Origin of the sequence: Flavobacterium sp. M31R6 (assembly GCF_013284035.1) — a bacterium.
Lineage (GTDB): Bacteria > Bacteroidota > Bacteroidia > Flavobacteriales > Flavobacteriaceae > Flavobacterium.
Genome location: NZ_CP054141.1, coordinates 623478 through 643054, shown reverse-complemented (window position 1 = coordinate 643054; position 19577 = coordinate 623478). Strand labels below are relative to the sequence as shown.

19 protein-coding genes are annotated in these 19577 nt (G+C 35.8%); 13 read left to right on the top strand and 6 right to left on the bottom strand.

What is annotated here, in order from left to right; genetic code table 11:
* Positions 1-41: 41 nt before the first annotated feature.
* Positions 42-1313 carry a serine--tRNA ligase gene (serS, locus tag HQN62_RS02705; RefSeq protein WP_173503228.1) on the bottom strand — a complete coding sequence of 424 codons (1272 nt, stop codon included), beginning with the start codon at positions 1311-1313 and terminating at the stop codon, positions 42-44.
* 251 nt (positions 1314-1564) lie between these two features.
* On the opposite strand from serS, the gene HQN62_RS02700 reads away from it, so the two are divergent.
* Both HQN62_RS02700 and HQN62_RS02695 read left to right on the top strand, forming a co-directional pair.
* Positions 1565-2080 (top strand): ferritin, encoded by a 516-nt coding sequence (locus tag HQN62_RS02700; RefSeq protein WP_116796520.1) that lies wholly within the window; start codon positions 1565-1567, stop codon positions 2078-2080.
* 139 nt (positions 2081-2219) lie between these two features.
* Complete coding sequence (locus HQN62_RS02695) at positions 2220-2393, top strand: hypothetical protein (protein ID WP_165830382.1); 174 nt, start codon at positions 2220-2222, stop codon at positions 2391-2393.
* Between the two features lie 217 nt (positions 2394-2610).
* Here HQN62_RS02695 and HQN62_RS02690 read toward each other — a convergent pair whose 3' ends face one another.
* The gene (locus tag HQN62_RS02690) at positions 2611-2934 is read right to left on the bottom strand and encodes a single-stranded DNA-binding protein (protein ID WP_173503227.1); all 324 of its coding nucleotides are present in this window, start codon (positions 2932-2934) and stop codon (positions 2611-2613) included.
* A 286-nt stretch (positions 2935-3220) separates the two neighbouring features.
* On the opposite strand from HQN62_RS02690, the gene HQN62_RS02685 reads away from it, so the two are divergent.
* From HQN62_RS02685 to HQN62_RS02670, 4 genes are all read left to right on the top strand, one after another.
* Complete coding sequence (locus tag HQN62_RS02685) at positions 3221-3961, top strand: hypothetical protein (protein WP_254454467.1); 741 nt, start codon at positions 3221-3223, stop codon at positions 3959-3961.
* A gap of 257 nt (positions 3962-4218) precedes the next feature.
* On the top strand, positions 4219-5748 hold the full coding sequence (locus HQN62_RS02680) for a carbon-nitrogen hydrolase family protein (protein WP_173503225.1): 1530 nt from the start codon (positions 4219-4221) through the stop codon (positions 5746-5748).
* A 171-nt stretch (positions 5749-5919) separates the two neighbouring features.
* On the top strand, positions 5920-6267 hold the full coding sequence (locus HQN62_RS02675) for a DUF2116 family Zn-ribbon domain-containing protein (RefSeq protein WP_173503224.1): 348 nt from the start codon (positions 5920-5922) through the stop codon (positions 6265-6267).
* 11 nt (positions 6268-6278) lie between these two features.
* Positions 6279-8672 (top strand): M28 family peptidase, encoded by a 2394-nt coding sequence (locus HQN62_RS02670; protein ID WP_173503223.1) that lies wholly within the window; start codon positions 6279-6281, stop codon positions 8670-8672.
* A gap of 122 nt (positions 8673-8794) precedes the next feature.
* Here the strand turns inward: HQN62_RS02670 and HQN62_RS02665 are convergent, their stop codons facing one another.
* Positions 8795-9190, bottom strand: a complete 396-nt coding sequence (locus tag HQN62_RS02665) for a rhodanese-like domain-containing protein (protein ID WP_173503222.1) — start codon at positions 9188-9190, stop codon at positions 8795-8797.
* Positions 9191-9358: 168 nt separating this feature from the next.
* On the opposite strand from HQN62_RS02665, the gene HQN62_RS02660 reads away from it, so the two are divergent.
* The 7 genes from HQN62_RS02660 to HQN62_RS02630 all read left to right on the top strand — a co-directional run bounded on the left by HQN62_RS02660 (position 9359) and on the right by HQN62_RS02630 (position 15235).
* Positions 9359-10183: an NAD-dependent epimerase/dehydratase family protein gene (locus HQN62_RS02660; protein ID WP_173503221.1), complete on the top strand. Its 825-nt coding sequence runs from the start codon at positions 9359-9361 to the stop codon at positions 10181-10183.
* A gap of 1 nt (position 10184) precedes the next feature.
* Positions 10185-11126, top strand: coding sequence for a DMT family transporter (locus HQN62_RS02655; protein ID WP_173503220.1), 942 nt, complete (start codon positions 10185-10187; stop codon positions 11124-11126).
* 121 nt (positions 11127-11247) lie between these two features.
* Positions 11248-11925, top strand: coding sequence for an SCO family protein (locus HQN62_RS02650; protein ID WP_173503219.1), 678 nt, complete (start codon positions 11248-11250; stop codon positions 11923-11925).
* 71 nt (positions 11926-11996) lie between these two features.
* Entirely contained in the window at positions 11997-12239 is a 243-nt protein-coding gene (locus tag HQN62_RS02645; RefSeq protein ID WP_116796529.1) for a FeoA family protein, read from the top strand.
* Positions 12236-14335, top strand: coding sequence for a ferrous iron transport protein B (gene feoB, locus HQN62_RS02640; RefSeq protein WP_173503218.1), 2100 nt, complete (start codon positions 12236-12238; stop codon positions 14333-14335). The genes HQN62_RS02645 and feoB overlap by 4 nt, the downstream gene beginning before the upstream one ends.
* Complete coding sequence (locus HQN62_RS19080; RefSeq protein ID WP_371811632.1) at positions 14257-14463, top strand: FeoB-associated Cys-rich membrane protein; 207 nt, start codon at positions 14257-14259, stop codon at positions 14461-14463. The genes feoB and HQN62_RS19080 overlap by 79 nt, the downstream gene beginning before the upstream one ends.
* A gap of 289 nt (positions 14464-14752) precedes the next feature.
* The gene (locus tag HQN62_RS02630) at positions 14753-15235 is read left to right on the top strand and encodes a YybH family protein (protein ID WP_173503216.1); all 483 of its coding nucleotides are present in this window, start codon (positions 14753-14755) and stop codon (positions 15233-15235) included.
* Between the two features lie 341 nt (positions 15236-15576).
* Here HQN62_RS02630 and HQN62_RS02625 read toward each other — a convergent pair whose 3' ends face one another.
* The 3 genes from HQN62_RS02625 to HQN62_RS02615 all read right to left on the bottom strand — a co-directional run bounded on the left by HQN62_RS02625 (position 15577) and on the right by HQN62_RS02615 (position 19538).
* Entirely contained in the window at positions 15577-16671 is a 1095-nt protein-coding gene (locus HQN62_RS02625; protein ID WP_173503215.1) for a hypothetical protein, read from the bottom strand.
* A gap of 209 nt (positions 16672-16880) precedes the next feature.
* Positions 16881-17534 carry a metal-dependent transcriptional regulator gene (locus HQN62_RS02620; protein ID WP_173503214.1) on the bottom strand — a complete coding sequence of 218 codons (654 nt, stop codon included), beginning with the start codon at positions 17532-17534 and terminating at the stop codon, positions 16881-16883.
* 132 nt (positions 17535-17666) lie between these two features.
* On the bottom strand, positions 17667-19538 hold the full coding sequence (locus HQN62_RS02615; protein WP_116796535.1) for an Nramp family divalent metal transporter: 1872 nt from the start codon (positions 19536-19538) through the stop codon (positions 17667-17669).
* Between the last annotated feature and the right edge of the window lie 39 nt (positions 19539-19577).

The window sequence follows — 19577 nt, the reverse complement described above, 5'->3', positions numbered from 1 at the left end:
CCTAATGGTTTAAAAGTTTCTACTTTTTAAGTAAAACTAAATTAATCTATAATGTCAAATCCGCAATAAGGACGCAATACTTCTGGGATTACAATTCCTTCTGGAGTTTGGTAGTTTTCCAAAATTCCGGCAAGGACTCTTGGCAAAGCCAATGAACTTCCGTTAAGAGTATGTGCCAATTGGTTTTTTCCGTCTTTGTCTTTGAAACGCAATTTCAAACGATTCGCCTGGAAAGTTTCAAAATTAGATACTGATGAAATTTCCAACCAACGCTCCTGCGCTGTAGAATATACTTCAAAATCATAAGTCAAAGCCGATGTGAAACCCATATCCCCTCCGCAAAGACGTAAAATTCTATAAGGCAATTTCAAATCCTGCAAAATGCTTTTTACGTGTTCTACCATACCATCAAGTGCTGCATATGAATTATCAGGATGCTCCACACGAACGATTTCCACTTTGTCAAATTGGTGCAAACGGTTCAAACCGCGTACATGTGCTCCATAAGAACCTGCTTCACGACGGAAACAAGGTGTATAACCTGTATATTTAACAGGCAATTCATTTTCATTTAAAATGACATCTCTAAAAATATTAGTTACCGGAACCTCAGCTGTTGGAATCAAATACAAGTCATCGGTAGCGTCATGGTACATTTGACCTTCTTTGTCCGGCAATTGTCCAGTTCCATAAGCAGATGCTTCGTTTACCAAATGCGGCACTTGCATTTCTTTGTATCCAGCTTCAGTGTTTTTATCCAAGAAATAATTGATCAAAGCACGTTGCAAACGAGCTCCTTTTCCTTTATAAACAGGGAATCCCGCACCAGTTATCTTTACACCTAATTCAAAATCGATGATGTCATATTTCTTAACCAATTCCCAGTGTGGTTGCGCACCTTCGTGCAATAAAGGAATTTCACCTTCCTCAAACACGTTTAAGTTATCCTCCGGCGTTTTTCCAACTGGAACAATATCGGCAGGAAGATTGGGTAAAGTATATAATTTCTCTGTCAATTCATTGGCAATGGCAACAGCACTTTCGGCCAATGCTTTGCTTTTCTCTTTTAACAAAACTGTTTTTTCTTTAAGAATAGCCGCTTTTGACTTCTCACCTGCTTTCATCAAATCTCCAATGTCTTTGGATAATTTATTAGATTCGGATAAAGTGTTGTCTAACTCCACTTGAGTCGCACGACGTTTTTCATCCAGTTGTACCACTTCTTCAACGATCCCTTTGGCATCCATATTTCTTTTGGCCAAAGCGTTGATTACTTTCTCTTGATTCTCTCTAATAAATGCGATTTGTAACATAGTTGTATTTTTATAACTAAATAATGACAGCAAATTTAGGGAAATGTTTGATAACAACGAGACAAAGTTTATTTTGTGTCTTTATTTTAGTTTACATCGCATTATTTTGACAAAAAAATGACTCCTTTAACCATTTTATTGCTGTTTTAAAGCGCCTTTAAAGATTCCAAATTGAAATGAATTCTGTCTTTTTTGGCTTAAAAGAACAACATTATACTATTTTTTTCTAATTTTACTAAAAACTAGAAATCATGTTGTTAAAAAATATCGAAACCGCGCTGAACAAACAAATTCGTATTGAAGCAGAATCTTCTCAAACCTATCTATCTATGGCTTGTTGGGCCGAAGTAAATGGACTGGAAGGAATCGCCCGATTTATGTACGCTCAATCTGATGAGGAGCGTTTACACATGCTCAAGTTAATCAAGTATGTTAACGAACGAGGCGGGCACGCTCAAGTTACTGACTTGAAAGCACCGAAAACGACTTACGAAACTTTCAAAGGGATGTTTGAAGAACTTTACAAACACGAAGTTTTTGTTTCGGAATCGATTAATAAACTGGTTCACATCACATTTGAAGAAAAAGATTATGCTACCCATAATTTCCTGCAATGGTACGTAGCCGAGCAAATAGAAGAAGAAGCAACAGCCAAAAACATTTTGGATAAAATCAATCTTATTGGTGATGACAAAGGCGGATTGTATCTTTTTGACCGTGATATCCAACAGATGGCGATAGCCAGTGCGGCAGCGACAGTCAAATAATTAAGAGAAGCCTTCATAAATAATAACCCCAAAATGCTTGAGTTGCATTTTGGGGATTTTTTTGCTCCAAAAAATGTTAAAATTTATTTAGAACAGATAAAAATAATATACATTTGCCTTGTTTTTAATTCCTTACACCTTGAGCAAGAAAGAAAAAGAGAAGAAAAATAAAAAGGACAAAAAAAAGGAACTCCTTAAAAAGATAAAAGTAGCTGAGAACTGCAAGTCTAGTTGTTGCGAAAAATACATGAAAAGTGAAAAAAAACGTTGCAGCCGTTGCCCTATGTTTGATCTGCTAAAAAAAACAGCCTAGTTCTAGTTAGCAGATAGAATTGCATAAATAAACATTTTTAAATTCCCTGTTGGTTTAAAATGAACCGTCGTAATAGTTAATTTATATGTATTGAAAAAGAGTTCCGTGATAGCGGAACTCTTTTTTTTGTGGTAACCGATAGCTCAAAGACACCATTTGGTATTTAAGAAATTATCTCCTATCTCAATTCTGAAACCTGTTTTCAGCTTTCTGAAACCTACTTCCCGAGTAACATAATTTCGTTTACGACCACTTCGGTGATATATCTTTTTTCACCATTCTTGTCGTCATAGCTTCTGTGGGTTAATTTGCCGTCTATGGCAATTTGTTTGCCTTTGGTTACGAATTTCTCAATAATTTCTGCAGTTTTTCCCCAGGCCACTACACTGTGCCATTCGGTTTGGTCCACTCGTTCTCCTTTGTCGTTTTTATAACTGTCGTTAGTCGCGATAGTTAAATTGGCTAATTTTTTCCCTCCCTCAAAAGATTTGATGATTGGGTCGTTTCCTGCGTTTCCGATTAATTGTACTCTGTTTTTCATGGCGTGTAAAATTTAAATTTTAGTGTGTATATGATTATTATTGAAATTGACATTGCTTTTGTAATTACTCTGTTTGATTTCGACTTGGCAAAGATGCGACAGCTTCAAAAAGTTATTCGGTTACTAACTACTTACTTTCGGTTGTAATTATTTGTAACCGTTTGTAAATGGATTTTTTTGAGTATATTTGGGAGAAAACACTCAATACAAAAAACGTATCAACATTATGACAATCAAATTCGATATAGACAAAATTGTAACATACCTCGAAAAACATAAATCAGACTTGCCAACCTTATATAATTGGAATGCTAAAATTGAAAGGCTTGTTGAACTTGAAACATTAACAGTCGAGCAGGTGTATGAAATAAACTCATTAACCAATTACGAGAAAGAACTTCAATTAAAAAAAATTGTAGGCAAAAAACTAAATGAAACTTTAAAATCGAGATCAGATTTATTTAACCAACTATGTTTATGGATTGTAAAAGATTGGGGGGGCATAACAAGTGCAAACGACAAAGACACAGTAAATGTCATAAAAGACTTCTTAGTTCAAGAAAAACCAAATTTTAATCGAATCGCGAGCTCATCAAAAGTTGGCTCATATTTATACCCAGACAGAAACATAATATACGATTCCCGTGTTGCTTATTCACTTAATTGGATTATACTTTCTGAAAATGCAGGGCAACAATTTTTTCCAATTCCAGAAGGACGTAACTCAAAAATGTCTGCTTTCGATCTAAATGTCTTAATCAGGTTAAAAAACATCTCAAATTACCAACCCAAAAATATTGAGCATTTAAACCATAAACTTTACATAAATAATGCGGATAAAAAATTATTCATCCATAAAAAAGATGCTTATTTTGAACTAAACAATCTCATAAAAATTATTAATGAAAAATTATGGCATGATGAAAATGAAAAAAAACAAAATCTATATTATACAGAAATGCTTTTATTCTCAATCGCTGACAGAGAAATATTTATGGACATAACATCACGATATGCAATTAAATAAATAAAAATTACTTAGATCATCGAGCTACTTACGGAGATTCCTCCTCCGTCGGAATGACAATGTTGTGGTGAAGTGAAAGTAGAACAAACACAAAACCATAAATCCTAACTAGCCCTGATGGAAGGGAAAATCCCACGCTTTTGGGCGTGGATTGGAATGACAGCAGGAACCCATATTACCAAATAAAGCCAATTCTTTCGCTCTAAAAAAATAATATTGCTTTAAACAAATTATTCACATAAAATTCACCCATTATTATGCAGGCTAAAATAAAGAAAGTAGAATTACGGAATTTAGCTTTTGAGGATTATAAACAGCTCAAAAACTCGATGGTAGAATCGTATCCTGAAATGGCCGATTCCTATTGGCGTGCCAATGATATTGAGACATTATTAGGTGTATTTCCTGAGGGGCAATTGGTTATTCTTGTCGATGGAAAAGTGGTGGGTTCTGCCCTATCCTTGATTGTTGATGAAAAGTTGGTCGATAAAAAACACAATTACTCACAAATAATAGCTGACTATTCGTTTTCGACACACAATCCGAATGGAGAAATATTATACGGAATCGATGTTTTTATTCATCCCAATTATCGCGGTTTGCGTTTGGGCAGGCGTCTGTACGATGCCCGAAAAGAATTGTGTGAAAAATTGAACCTCAAAGCAATTGTTTTTGCGGGCCGTATCCCGAGTTACGGTCAATATGCCGATAAAATGACGCCCAAAAAATACATTGAGAAAGTAAAAAGCAAACAATTGCACGATCCGGTGCTTTCGTTTCAGCTGAGTAATGACTTTCACGTGTTACGAATCATGAAAAACTATTTGGCTGGCGACGAGGACTCCAAGGAATTTGCGGTTTTGCTTGAATGGAACAACATCTATTTTGACGAAAGTCCAAGACTCATAAACACGGAAAAAAATGTTATTCGCCTAGGGTTAATTCAATGGCAAATGCGGTCTTTGGGCAATCTCGAAGCTTTGTTTGAACAATCGGAATTTTTTATAGATGTGGTTTCGGGCTACAGTTGTGATTTTGCAGTTTTCCCTGAATTGTTCATTGCGCCTTTAATGGCCGATTACAATCATATGACCGAGGCCGAGGCGATTCGGGAATTAGCGAAACATTCAGATCCTATTCGGAAACGGTTTCAGGAATTGGCTATTTCGTATAACATCAATATCATATCGGGCAGTATGCCGTATTTGGAAAACGGAAACTTGTACAATGTTGGATTTCTGTGCAAAAGAGACGGAACTTCGGAGATGTATACCAAAATTCACATAACTCCAAATGAAGCGCAACACTGGGGAATGAAAGGCGGGTCGGAAATCAAGACTTTCGACACCGATTGTGGTAAAATTGGAATTATGATTTGTTATGACGTCGAATTCCCAGAAGTTTCGAGAATTATGGCCGATGAAGGTATGAATATACTATTTGTTCCTTTCTTAACCGATACTCAAAACGCCTACATCCGCGTAAAACACTGTGCCCAAGCCAGAGCTATTGAAAACGAATGTTATGTGGCCATTGCTGGTTGTGTGGGGAATTTACCGAAGGTAAATAATATGGACATTCAATATGCGCAAGCGGCGGTTTTTACGCCTTCGGATTTTGCTTTTCCAAGTAATGGTATCAAAGCCGAAGCCACTCCAAATACCGAAATGACTTTGATTGTTGATGTCGATTTACGATTGTTGAAAGAATTACACGAACATGGAAGTGTGAGAATCCTAAAAGACCGAAGAACCGATTTGTATCAAATAAAAAAGATTGAGAATTAAAAAAATTCGACACAGATTTCACAAATTTCCACAGATTAAAAACTTAGGACTCTAAATATTTAAGTGTTTTTAGATTAAAAAAAAATCGGTGCGAATCTGTTGAATCCGTTTCATCTGTGGCCAATCTTACCCTTAAATTGATTTAAAATAATAGACTTTAAAAGTAAAAATATGAAAACCTGCCTCGAATGTGGAGACCCAATTGTAGGTCGAGAAGACAAGAAATTCTGCAGCGATGGTTGCCGAAATGCCTACAACAACAAAATAAATAAGGATAGTACGAATTATATGCGCAATATCAACAACAAATTGCGCAAAAATTACCGAATTTTGTCGGAACTAAATATTGATGGAAAATCCAAAACAACTCGAGCCAAGCTGATGAGCAAGGGTTTTGATTTTGAGTTTTTTACTAATGTTTTGAATACCAAAACGGGGAATACCTACTATTTCTTGTACGACCAAGGCTACATGGTTTTGGACAATGATTATTATATGCTAGTTAAAAAAGATATTTAATACCCCCAATTATGAAAAAGAACTATTCCTCCATTATAACCGTCGTCATCATCCTAGGGATTTTGGGATTTTTATTCGCTTTCTTAATGCCTTCCTGGTCACCTAATGAGGACAAAAAAATAACGGAGTTTTCGACGAGCAGAGCTTTGGAACATATTAATGCGATTGCCAAACAACCGCATTACGTTGGCACCAAAAATCACGAGGTTGTTGCCAATTATATCATTAAGGAGCTTCAAAAACTGGGATTGGAGACAACGGTTCAGGAAGGTTTTACATTGAGTGACTGGGGGAATTTGGTTAAATCCAAAAACATAATGTGTCGCATTGAAGGAACTAAAAATACCAAAGCATTGCTACTACTTTCGCATTATGACAGCGCACCACATTCTTTTTCGCATGGAGCGAGTGATGATGCATCGGGTGTGGCGACGATTCTGGAAGGTGTTCGTGCTTTTTTGAATGCCAGAACCAAGCATCAAAACGACATCATAATTTTGTTTACCGATGCGGAAGAACTGGGACTAAATGGTGCCGCACTTTTTGTTACCCAACACCAATGGGCTAAGGAAGTGGGATTGGTGTTGAATTTTGAGGCACGCGGTTCATCGGGACCAAGTTATATGTTGATGGAAACGAACAAAGGAAATGCTGGTTTGGTTAAGGAATTCGCAAAAGCGGACGCTACTTATCCGGTGTCGAATTCGTTGATGTACAGTATTTACAAAATGTTGCCAAATGATACCGACTTAACGGTTTTTAGAGAACAAGGCGACATTCAAGGATTCAATTTTGCTTTTATCGACGACCATTTTAATTATCATACCCAACAGGATGATGTGTCACATTTGGACAAAAGCACTTTGAAACACCAAGGCTCGTATTTGATGCCGTTGCTGAATTATTTCTCGAATGCCGATTTGAATGCGACGGCATCGACGACAGATGATGTTTATTTCACGATTCCGTTTACGTTTATCAGTTATCCTTTTGATTGGGTTGTTCCAATGACACTAATTGCCGCAGGTTTGTTAATCATTTTGGTGTTTTTGGGCAAAGCCAAAAGAATGCTGAAACTGAACGACATTATGAAAGGTTTTTTTCCATTTTTGGGTTCTTTGATTTTTACGGGATTAATCACCTATTACGGATGGAAAGGATTGTTGCTTTTAAATCCGCAATACAATGATTTACTCAATGGATTTACCTACAATGGTCACGATTATATTGCAGCCTTTGTATTGATAAGTCTTTCGATTTGTTTCTTCTTTTATCAAATAGCTTCCAAACCAAAAGTGACGATGAACCATTATGTGGTTCCACTATTATTTTGGATTGTGTTGAATGGATTCCTTGCCAATAGTTTGCGTGGTGCCGGATTCTTGATTATTCCAGTATATTTTGGACTGATTGCCTTTGCAGTTTTTGTGTTTAGCCAAAGATCCAATTGGATTGTAAACATCATTTGTGGAATTCCCGCCTTGTTGATTGTTGCTCCGTTTATTCAAATGTTTCCGGTAGGTTTGGGCTTAAAAGTATTATTTGGAAGTGCTATTTTGACTGTTTTGGCATTTGGATTACTGCTACCTGTTTTTGGGGCTTTCGCCAAAAAAGGAAGCTGGTCATTATTATTCTTTTTTACGTCTGTTTTATTTTTGGCGAAAGCACAATACCACTCAGGCTATGAACCGGGTGAAGCCAAATCCAATAGTTTGGTATATCTCTATAATGCAAATAACAATAAAGCTTATTGGTTAACTTATGATACCAATCTGGATTCCTGGACGAAAGGTTATTTGGGCGAAAAACCGAAAGGGGCAAAAATCTTCAATGATCTAAAGTTATTCAGTAAATACAACTCAGAGTTCACTTATGCTAATGAAGCTCCAGACAAAGGAATTGCAAAACCAACTATTACTTTTCTCAAAGATAGTGTGGTCGGTTTAAAAAGATACTTAAAAATACTAATCACTCCAAACCGAAAGGTCAATCGCTATGATATTTTTGCAAATGAAATAATGAGGTTTTACAATTTCAAAGCCAATGGTGTGAGTACTTTGGGTCAGGAAGGAACTGAATTGGAAAGAAACGGTAAAAAAATATTGAGTTATTATGTTGTCAACAATGAGCCACTAATATTGCAATTTACCATAAACCGAGCGACTGTTCTCGATATGGATGTAATGGAAAGTTCCTTTGATTTGATGGTTAATCCACTATTTGAGATGACTCCAAGAGAAAGCTGGATGATGCCAACACCTTTTGTATTGAATGATGCGGTGATCATTACCCAAAAAATAAGACGACATCAAAAATTCGTTGCGCCTGTTATGAAACCTGTTGCCTCACGACCGGTATTGACGGATAGTTCGAAGGTGGTTAAGGATAGTCTACGAATAAAGTAAAATAAAGGCTGTTTGGTAAAGATGCACGAAGAAAAAACACAGAGATACACAAAGAATAATTTATAAACCTTTGCGAATCTCTGTGTCACCTTTGAGGCACTTTGCGAAATAACTTTCTTCTTTCAACAAGCACATTCAAATTTCGCTCCATCTTTATTTCCTTGAGTTCCCTCGGTAGCATAGCCATCAAATTTCCACCACTCAATTCCACCTATTAATTCTTTTACTTTAAATCCCAATTTGGTCATATTCAGAGCCCCTTTTGTCGAAGCATTACAGCCAATTCCATCGCAATAAGTTACATACAAAAATTCTTTGTCCAAGTGAGCGGTTGTTTCCGGACTCATTTCGCGATGCGGAATATTTATGGCATTTGGAATATGTTCTGCCTCAAATCCAAATGCTTTTCGGGCGTCGAGAGCAATTACTTTTTCACCACTGTTCAAAGCGTCAAACAAATCGGACGGATCCATTTCGAATGCCAATTTGTTTTCATAATGTTTTATTTGTGCTTCCATTTATATTGTTTTTTAGATTGAATACTAATTCAAAATTAAGACAATTGCATTTAAAAAATCATTTATTATTCTATGAATTCATTTGATACAAATCCAAGTATAAATTTTGTTCCTTTGTAAAAATAATTTTCAAAATTCGCTTTTCTGAATTTATAATTAGTTAATAAAATGAGACAAATAAGCATATTGGGCTGTGGCTGGTTGGGTTTGCCTTTGGCGAAAGCCTTACTAACAAATGGGTTTTCCGTGAAAGGCTCGACTACATCTGAAGGAAAACTTTCTACATTAAAATCATTAGGCATTAATCCTTTTTTGATTGCGCTTGACAGCAAAAATATAACAGGTGCAATCGAAGACTTTCTCAATGGAAGTGAAACTTTGATTATTGACATTCCACCACAATTGAGAGGAAAAAACTTAGAAACTTCAGCTTCGAATGAAAAGGTATTTGTCGAAAAAATAAAAACACTGATTCCATATATTGAAAAATCGACGATTAAAAATGTACTTTTTATAAGCTCAACTTCCGTTTACGGCGAAGTCAATGGAATGATATCCGAAGAAACTGTTCCAAAACCCAATACTGAAAGTGGCAAACAATTACTGGAAGCGGAATCACTTTTTCAGAATAACAACAACTTCAAAAGTACGATCCTCCGTTTTGGCGGACTCATTGGCGAGGACCGAAATCCGATAAAGTCTTTAGCAGGTAAAATAAATCTTGAAAATCCAAAAACTCCTATCAACTTTATTCATCAGGAAGATTGCATTGGTATTATTCTTAAAATCATAGCTACTGATTTCTGGAACGAAATTTACAATGGTGTGAGTCCTTTCCATCCCACAAGAGAGACTTATTATACACAAAAAGCAACCGAATTAGCCTTACCTTTGCCGCAATTTGACCATTCAAAGCCTTCTATTGGGAAACTGATTTTGAGTGATAAAGTAGAAACTGATTTAGGTTATTCCTTCATTAAAACCAATTTGTAAATTGAGAACAAAAATACAAACCGCTTTTAAATCAAGAGTAAATGCCATTGGGCTACCTATTTTGGCTTTATGTTGGGTAAGCTTTTTTTGGGGCACCACTTGGCTGGCCTCCAAAGAAGGGGTGAAACACATGCCAGCGTTACAGCTTGCGGGGATTAGGCAATTTATTGGAGGTTCTTTGTATCTCGCCTTTTTCTTGCTTAAAGGAACACCTTGGCCAAAAGGAAAACAATGGAAAACCATCATCATTTTAAGTTTACTCAATTTTGTTTTAAGCAACGGACTCAGCACGTGGGGTGTAAAATACATCAGCAGTGGATTGGGCGCAATTATTGGTGCAATGGTTCCTTTATGGATTGTGCTCATTAGTATTTTTAAGGGTGAGAGAGTTACCAGACTGGCTGTTTTGGGAATTTTGGTTTGTTTTGGAGGGGTTTGTGTTATTTTTTATGAGCATCTGCTCGACTTTTTACAACCTGACTTTCAATTTGGAATAATTCTTTCGATAGCGGCAACAATTACTTGGGCTTTTGGCACATTATATACCAAGAAAAAAGCAGCGAGTTTTAACCCTTATTTTAGTTTGGGATTGCAAATGTTTATTTCCAGCATTTTTCTTTTTTCCTTTGTTGGAGCTACGGGTGCTAGCATTCCGCTTTCAGAAATTCCGGCCAATTCCTGGTGGTCAATTCTCTATTTGGTTCTTATTGGTTCGGTTTTAACTTTTATTGCTTTTATTTATGCCCTGCAAAAACTCCCAACTGAATTGAGCAGTGTTTATGCTTATGTGAACCCAATTGTTGCGGTGATTTTGGGCGCTTTTATTTTTGGGGAACCATTAACCACGGCAATTATTTTTGGCGGAAGCATAACTTTAATTGGATTATATCTGATTAATTATGCGATGCGAAAAAAGAAAAATAGCAGCGAAGCTATAATGTAGACTAATTTAATAAAATATTAAAAACCAAACAATTGTAAGTTTTGAATGTATTTGAAATAACTAAATCTCATATCTTTTTATATGGTTGTATTTTTCTTTATTTTTGCACCAAATTAATTTTATGTTATCTATTCTAAAAAAATACAGAGTCTATATTGGTATTGTATTAATTTTTTCCATCATAACACTTTACTTGTTTTATTCGGCTTTGAAACCCAGTAAAACATTGCCAATCTATAATCCTTCGGATGTAAACCCAGAATTGGTGGACAGTACCGTACAATACATCCGCAAGTACCACACGATTGCCGATTTCTCTTTTGTGAACCAAAACGGAAAAACCGTTACCCAAAAAGATTATGAAGGCAAAGTATATGTCGCCGACTTTTTCTTTACGACTTGTGGTTCAATTTGCCCAAAAATGACCACCAATTTAGTCGATGTACAAAAAGCAATCAAGAACAATCCAAAAGTAATGTTGCTTTCCCATACCGTTTTCCCTGAGACCGACAGTGTCCCTGCTTTAAAGGCTTATGCCAAAAAGTATGGTGTTATTGATGGAAAATGGAACTTGGTAACGGGCGACAAAAAGGAAATTTATACCATGGCCAGAAAGTCTTACTTGGCTGTAAAACTTGGAAAACCGGAACAATTGTATGACATGGTACACACCGAAAATTTTGTTTTGGTAGACCAAAAAAGACGTGTTCGCGGTTTTTATGACGGAACCAAGAAAGAGGACATACAGCGATTAATTGAAGATATTAATTGGCTTTGTTCCAATGAAAAAAATGAGTAAAACTGATAATTATCAGCTGTAATTATAATAAAAAATGTATTTTTGCAATCTTAATTCAATCTAAATAAGCTTTGCAAACAACGATACATTCACTCAAAAAAGGGCAAAAAGCCATTATACTGGATTTTGATATCGATGTTATCCCATTAAAACTGTTAGAAATGGGTTGTTTGCCCGGCAATGAAGTCGAATTACTTCAAATTGCTCCCTTTGGAGATCCTTTGTATTTGAATATTAACGGTTCTCATCTTGCCATTCGTATTGAAACTGCAAAACAAATCGGAGTGAAACTCATTAAAAATAAACAAAAATGAGTTTAAAAAACATCAATGTTGCTTTAATTGGAAATCCAAACGTAGGGAAAACTTCGGTTTTTAATCAGCTTACGGGCTTGAACCAACAAGTGGGAAACTATCCAGGAATTACCGTGGAGAAAAAAATGGGTTTTTGCAAATTACCCAACAATATCAAAGCGAACATTCTTGATTTACCAGGAACTTATAGTTTAAATGCTAGTTCCATTGATGAAAGCGTCGTTATTGAACTTTTGCTTAACAAAAACGACCGTCTCTATCCAGACGTGGCACTTGTGGTTACTGACGTTGAGAATCTAAAACGAAATTTACTTCTTTATACCCAAATAAAAGACCTTGAAATTCCAACCATTTTAGTCATTAATATGGCCGATAGAATGGAACACAAAGGCATTACTCTTGATATACCTTATCTAGAAGAACATTTAAAAACCAAGATTGCTCTAATTAGCTCCAGAAAAGGACATGGAATTGAGGAATTGAAGAACTTAATCGTTAGTTATAAAACCATTTCTTCAGAACCGTGCTTGAATGCGTCGGTGATTGACGTCGAGTATTTCAATAGTCTTCGTCACGCATTTCCCAACCAACTACTTTATAAATTATGGTTGGTAATTACCCAAGATGTCAACTTTTTGAATTTGGAGCGTAACGAAATTCGAAGCACTTTTACCAAATCACATTCGGATTTGAAACGTTTGCAACAAAAAGAAACTATCAAACGCTATCAGTTCATCAATGATGTTTTAAAAGAAGGTTTAAAAGTTGACTCAACTGTTGCCAAGGATTTCCGAAGTAAGCTAGACCGCATCCTTACTCACAAAGTATGGGGATATGTAATTTTCTTCATCATATTGTTTGTGATTTTTCAGTCTATTTTTCAGTGGTCCAAGATTCCGATGGATTTTATCGACAGTACTTTTGCCTCTTTAAGTGCATTAGCGAGTGCACATTTGCCTTCAGGAATGCTGACCGATTTGATTTCACAAGGAATAATACCAGGAATTGGAGGTATTTTAATTTTCATTCCACAAATTGCCTTTTTATTTTTATTCATTTCCATACTTGAAGAGAGCGGCTATATGAGTCGCGTGGTGTTCTTGATGGATAAAATTATGCGCCGATTTGGATTGTCCGGCAAGAGTGTAGTTCCTTTAATTTCGGGAACAGCCTGTGCCATTCCAGCAATTATGGCAACTCGAAACATCGAAAACTGGAAAGAACGTTTAATCACCATACTCGTAACCCCTTTCACCACTTGCTCGGCACGACTACCGGTTTATGCCATTATTATTGGATTGGTTATCCCGGATACTTATGTTTTAGGGATATTAAATGTACAGGGATTGACTTTAATGCTTTTGTATGTTATTGGTTTTGGAATGGCGATATTATCCGCTTATATCCTAAATATCATTCTAAAGGTAAAAGGCAAAACATTCTTTGTGGTGGAAATGCCCAACTATAAGTTGCCAATGTTCAAGAACGTCGCCATTAACGTAATTGAAAAAACAAAAGCCTTTGTTTTTGGCGCCGGAAAAATTATTTTGGCAATATCTATTATCTTATGGTTTTTGGCCTCTTATGGCCCAGGAAAACAGTTTAAAAACGCCGAACAGATAATATTGGAGAATACCAAAGCACATCCATTATCAACAACCGAGTTCAATAATGCTGTCGCTTCGCAAAAATTAGAGAATTCTTATATTGGTCTAATGGGAAGAGGTATTGAACCCGTTATTTCTCCATTAGGTTATGACTGGAAAATTGGCATTGCCATTATCAGTTCGTTTGCGGCAAGAGAGGTGTTTGTAGGAACCTTGGCAACCATCTATAGTGTGGGCGGAACAGACAATGAAAATACTATAAAAAACAAAATGGCCGAAGAAGTAAATCCTGTAACCGGTGAAAAAATATTCAATTTTGCATCAGGAATATCATTACTTATGTTTTATGCTTTTGCCATGCAATGCGCCAGTACTCTTGCCATTACAAAAAAAGAAACCAACTCCTGGAAATGGCCTGCCGGACAGCTTGTTTTTATGAGTACATTGGCTTATGTAGTGGCATTCATTGCTTTTCAAATCTTAAAATAGCCATTATGATTCAAGAAATAATAGCCTTTGTAATCCTTGTACTCGCACTTGCTTTTTTGATTCGAAAATTTTTCTTCAAAAAAAAATCGGATAAAAACTGTGGAAGTGGTGATTGTGGATGTAGTTAATTTAGTTTTCAATTACCTTAAAAACGTTTTTTTAACTTTTGAGTAAAAGTTTCTATTCCTTTTAATTTTTTTCTTCGAATTATCTTCGAACTTCTTTTTTGGTTAAAATAAAATTCTCCCTTCAGGTTTTTTGCTTAAAAATACTATAAGTAGCTGATAATGTAAGTCAAAACATCATGAAATACACTAATTTCTGATATAAAAAACATTTCATTTCATTTTTTATCTTAAATTTATGTCATTAATTTTTCAATTCCTTAATGCCTAAATTTAAAAAAACCAGAATATTATGAAAAGAACGTTTATTAAAGGATTAGTTGTATCAAGTGTATTGTTATTATTAATTTCCTGTAAAAAAGAAGAGCCGACAGTAGTTATTGACGCTAACCAAATCAAAGAAGAAATTCAAGCCAAGGAAAATGAATTTGCTGACACTTACAACTCTGGAGTAGTCAAAAACATAGGGTATCATGCTGATGATGCCATAACCTATCCACAAAATAGTGCGCCAGTAGTGGGAAAAGCCGCAATCGTTGAGTTTTTAAAAACGCACAGGGATACCATATCAGTAGGCAAAAAAATCTCATTTAAAACCGACGAAGTATTTGTATCAAATGATGGAAACCAAGTAGTGGAGGTTGGTACTTATAAAGTAGTTGATTCTACAGAGGCCGTTGTAAATTCAGGAAATTACATGAGCTTATTTGTAAAAAGAAACGGTAAATATGTTTGCTTAAGAGACATGAGCACATCAGATTTGCCAAACGAATAAAAACACACCAACACTTTTGTTGCCGAAAAAGGCTCTCTGAAAATTAATCCGGAGAGCCGTTTTCTTTTAAAGCGTATTCCAAAGAAACAGTCACTTAAAAAAAATGTCAAGTAGCGAAAAAATTGGCTTTACCGGGAAACATCGTTCCTGCTGTCCGCTATATCCCATCAAGGCAAAAGAGTCAGCAAAGTCAATTTTTGAAAAACTCAAATAAACTTTAATTTCAAGATTTTGAATCGGTGACAAAACTCCAATTTAGAGTTCGATATACCTTTTTTGCAAATAAAAAACCCTGACAACAATTGTTATCAGGGCAATTTTATAATTAAAAACAAGATGACTTAGCGTCTTCTTCCACCGCCGCCACCGCCGCCTCGGTAACCGCCGCCGCCGCCGCCGGATCTATAACTGCCGCCGCCACTGCTTCCTCTATTAAAACTACTGGAGCCTGATCCAGAACGGGAAGAACTCATTGAGTTGGAAGCCGATGGTCTCGATGATGAAGATGATCTATTTGCATCACGCGTTGAAGCTGAATTTCTATTACTAGCATCTCGTGTAGAAGCAGAATTTCTATTTGCATCTCTTGTCGAAGCGGTATTTCTATTACTATTATTACTGTTTCTATTACCGTTATTTACATTGTTCCTGTTATTACTATTTATATTATTGTGCGAAACACGATTCGAAGTGTTGCGACTGTTGTTATTATAATTATTGTAATTATTATGATTAACATAAACATTCGTATTATGATAACCATATCCTCCACCATGATAGCCATAGTGATTTGAACGATAAATTCCTACAGCCATAACAGTAGCAAATCCAAACCAAGGGGGATAATACCCATAGTAATATGGAGGATAATATGGCACATAAGCAGGAGAATAAACATATTGAACAATTGGAGCTTGTTCAACAACAACCGTGGTGGTCGAGGCAGGCACATTTACTGTAACCGGATTAGTTCCTGTATAAGCTGGATTTGCCGTTACACCGCCACTCCCTTTTGGAGCTGGCTCTACAATATAGTCCTTCCCATACAAATCTTTGTCTCCGATAATTTGTAAGCTTATCTTTTTGTTTTTATCTTTTGACACCATAATTACAGCCACGTCTTGGGTTTCGGTTTTACTTATGGGGTCTCTAAGGATAAATGTAAAGTCGTCACCATCTTTCTTGGTTTCCACTTTGATAAAATCAACTTTTTTATCATCGTTTAAATCCAAATTATTGATTTTAGTCTTCTCGTCATTTAATGACTTTTCGAAGTCCTCAATAGTCTTAGATTTTTGAAAAAGATCCAAAACAGCATAAAGATCTAGATTGTCACCTGGCAAACCTAATTCTCCGGTATCACTTGTTTGAGAAAAAGCATTCAAACTAAACAAGCTCATAGCTATTACTAGAAATGATAAAAATCTTATTTTCATAACATTCTGATTTAAATTTGTAATGTAAATATAGCAAACTAAACTTAATAATTTTATTTCTCTATTGGAATAAATTACAGATAAATCAAATTTTGTGCCAAATAAACGTACTCTTTTGCAATGTTTTGTTAACGCCAATAAAATTAAGACAGCCCTCCTAGACTAATTTGCCTATCGCATATTTAAAATTTAGATTTCAAAACGAGATTCTACACTACTTTCACAAACAAATTACAAGCAATCTTATTGGAAATAACAAATTCGGAATCGTTCACTTTTATTTTAAGAGACAAATCAAATGTTTCCTTAGTAACCACTGCGATTTTGGTTCCCAATCCAATTTGTTGTTTGTCAAGATATTTCAAAAAATCGGAAGAATTGTCCTTTACCCCTACACATATTCCGGATTGATTTGCCAACAGTTCAGATAACAATTGTTTTTCTATCGCAATCATTCGTCCTTGCGCATCCGGTATTGGATCGCCATGTGGATCTTCAGTAGGATTCCCAAGAAAATCATCGAGCTTATTGATTAGTTTTTCAGATTTGATATGCTCGAGTTGTTCGGCAATATCATGAACTTCATCCCAAGAAAAATCAAGTTTTTCAACCAAAAATACTTCCCATAAACGATGTTTTCGCACAATCATTTTGGCTGCAAGCTTTCCGTTTTCAGTCAATGAAACCCCTTGGTATTTTTTATAATTCACCAAATCCTTTTCGGCCAATTTTTTAAGCATATCCGTTACAGAGGAAGCTTTGGTTTCCATCATTTCGGCAATAGCATTGGTGCTTACTTCACTATCAAGACTAGTGGTAAGGTGATATATGGATTTCAGGTAATTTTCTTCGGAGAAAGTCATTTGATTGCAGATTTTAGATTGCAGATTTTAGATTAGAGATTTTAAATTAGAGATTAAAAATTAGAGATTAAAAAAAAAAACATCATCCCAAAATCTTAGATACTCAGTAACTCAGAATCTCAGTAACTATTTTTAATTTTTAACAATAAACAAAGGTATTGAAATTTTATGGCGCAGTTTATCAACCGTAGTACCAAAAATTAGATCTTTCAAACCCGTATGACCATGTGTTCCCATGACCAAAATATCAAAACTACCCTTATTTATTATCGTTGGAATAATCTTGGTAGGATTTCCAAACCCTAATTCAGTTTCAATTTTAAAGCCTTTTTGCGAAAGCATTTCTTTATATTCCAACAATAGCTTTTCATCTATAGTGGTTTCGTGATCGTCAACTTCATTTCCATACATCATAGCTCCAACGGTTTCTACCACATGTATTAAAGTATATTTAGCCTCCATTCCTCCCAATTCAAAAGCATGGTTTAAAGCCGCTTCATCTGCAGAAGAAAAATCGACTGAAACAGCAATGTCTTTATTAGAGTAGGTTCCTGTTGAAGAAAATTTCAAACTCAAAAGATGCGGAGAATGGTTTTGAATATCTGGTTTTGATTTTGTCACAAAAGGTTTAATTACGATATAAAGCAATAAAATCAAGAAACTAATTGCCAAGGGCACTACCGTCAACCACAGAATTAATGGATTTTCTGAAGTTTCCAACCATCCTTGTATTTCCGAAAAAACCAATTTGGCGTTGAGTGAAACAATGATCAAAGCCACTATCCAAGATGCAAATTGCGTTGTTCTGCTAATATGAAATCCCTTCATTTTTCTTTTATCACTCACAAAATGAATCAGCGGAATGATAGCAAACCCTAATTGTAAACTTAAAATTACCTGACTAAGGATCAACATTTTTCCAGTAACGCTTTCGCCAAAAATAAAAATAACAATCATGGCAGGTACAATGGCGATTAAACGAGTAATAATTCGACGAACCCAAGGCTGAATTCGCAAATTTAAATAACCCTCCATCACAATTTGCCCAGCCAATGTTCCGGTAACCGTCGAGCTTTGTCCTGCGGCTATTAAGGCTACCGCAAATAAAACAGGAGCCCACTTGGTTCCTAATATCGGTTGCAGAAAACGGTAAGCATCTTGAATTTCGGCCACTTCAAACATTCCATTTTTATAAAATGTCGCTGCCGCCAGAATTAAAATAGCCGCATTTACAAAGAAAGCCAAGTTTAGAGCAATCGTCGAATCGATAAAATTATACTTAATCGCCTGTTTGATTCCTGCAGGACTTCGGTCAAATTTTCTGGTTTGCACCAAAGAAGAATGCAAATACAAATTGTGTGGCATTACCGTGGCTCCAATGATTCCAATGGCAATATAAAGTGCTGATTCATTAGGCAAAGAAGGAATCAAACCGTAAAGCACTTTCCCCATTTCTGGCTGTGCAAATATCATTTCGAATATAAAAGATAATCCAATGATCATAACAAGTACAATGATAAACGCTTCCATTTTACGAATGCCTTTATTGATTAGAAAAAGCAATAAAAATGTATCCAAAACCGTAATCATGACCGCTTCTATCAGCGGAATACCAAACAATAAATTGATACCAATGGCCATTCCTAAAACCTCGGCAAGATCACAGGCAGCTATGGCAATTTCGGCTAGAAAGTAAAGAATATAATTAATGAATTTCGAATAGGTTTCCCGTGATGCTTGGGCCAAATCACGTTGTGTAACGATTCCAAGTCGGGCACTTAGGCTTTGCAACAGCAACGCCATCAAATTACTCATCAACAATACCCATAATAATGCATATCCAAACTGACTCCCTCCGGCTATGTCCGTCGCCCAGTTTCCTGGATCCATATACCCAACACTAACCAAATAGGCCGGACCGAAAAAGGCCAATATTTTCCTGAATACAGAAGTTTTATTTTGCGTCGCCACCGATTGGTGAACCTCTTCAAGTGATTTACTCATATTTAAACATTTAAAAAACAAATATATAAAATAATTTTA

What these genes read in the sequence shown, in the direction of transcription:
- serS (WP_173503228.1), bottom strand. Translation starts at nt 1,313, where the DNA reads ATGTTACAAATCGCATTTATTAGAGAGAATCAAGAGAAAGTAATCAAC.
- HQN62_RS02690 (WP_173503227.1), bottom strand. Translation starts at nt 2,934, where the DNA reads ATGAAAAACAGAGTACAATTAATCGGAAACGCAGGAAACGACCCAATC.
- HQN62_RS02660 (WP_173503221.1), top strand. Translation starts at nt 9,359, where the DNA reads ATGAGACAAATAAGCATATTGGGCTGTGGCTGGTTGGGTTTGCCTTTG.
- HQN62_RS02615 (WP_116796535.1), bottom strand. Translation starts at nt 19,538, where the DNA reads ATGAGTAAATCACTTGAAGAGGTTCACCAATCGGTGGCGACGCAAAAT.
- HQN62_RS19080 (WP_371811632.1), top strand. Translation starts at nt 14,257, where the DNA reads ATGGCCTGCCGGACAGCTTGTTTTTATGAGTACATTGGCTTATGTAGT.
- HQN62_RS02670 (WP_173503223.1), top strand. Translation starts at nt 6,279, where the DNA reads ATGAAAAAGAACTATTCCTCCATTATAACCGTCGTCATCATCCTAGGG.
- HQN62_RS02680 (WP_173503225.1), top strand. Translation starts at nt 4,219, where the DNA reads ATGCAGGCTAAAATAAAGAAAGTAGAATTACGGAATTTAGCTTTTGAG.
- HQN62_RS02630 (WP_173503216.1), top strand. Translation starts at nt 14,753, where the DNA reads ATGAAAAGAACGTTTATTAAAGGATTAGTTGTATCAAGTGTATTGTTA.
- HQN62_RS02675 (WP_173503224.1), top strand. Translation starts at nt 5,920, where the DNA reads ATGAAAACCTGCCTCGAATGTGGAGACCCAATTGTAGGTCGAGAAGAC.
- HQN62_RS02650 (WP_173503219.1), top strand. Translation starts at nt 11,248, where the DNA reads ATGTTATCTATTCTAAAAAAATACAGAGTCTATATTGGTATTGTATTA.
- HQN62_RS02665 (WP_173503222.1), bottom strand. Translation starts at nt 9,190, where the DNA reads ATGGAAGCACAAATAAAACATTATGAAAACAAATTGGCATTCGAAATG.
- HQN62_RS02625 (WP_173503215.1), bottom strand. Translation starts at nt 16,671, where the DNA reads ATGAAAATAAGATTTTTATCATTTCTAGTAATAGCTATGAGCTTGTTT.
- HQN62_RS02620 (WP_173503214.1), bottom strand. Translation starts at nt 17,534, where the DNA reads ATGACTTTCTCCGAAGAAAATTACCTGAAATCCATATATCACCTTACC.
- HQN62_RS02700 (WP_116796520.1), top strand. Translation starts at nt 1,565, where the DNA reads ATGTTGTTAAAAAATATCGAAACCGCGCTGAACAAACAAATTCGTATT.
- feoB (WP_173503218.1), top strand. Translation starts at nt 12,236, where the DNA reads ATGAGTTTAAAAAACATCAATGTTGCTTTAATTGGAAATCCAAACGTA.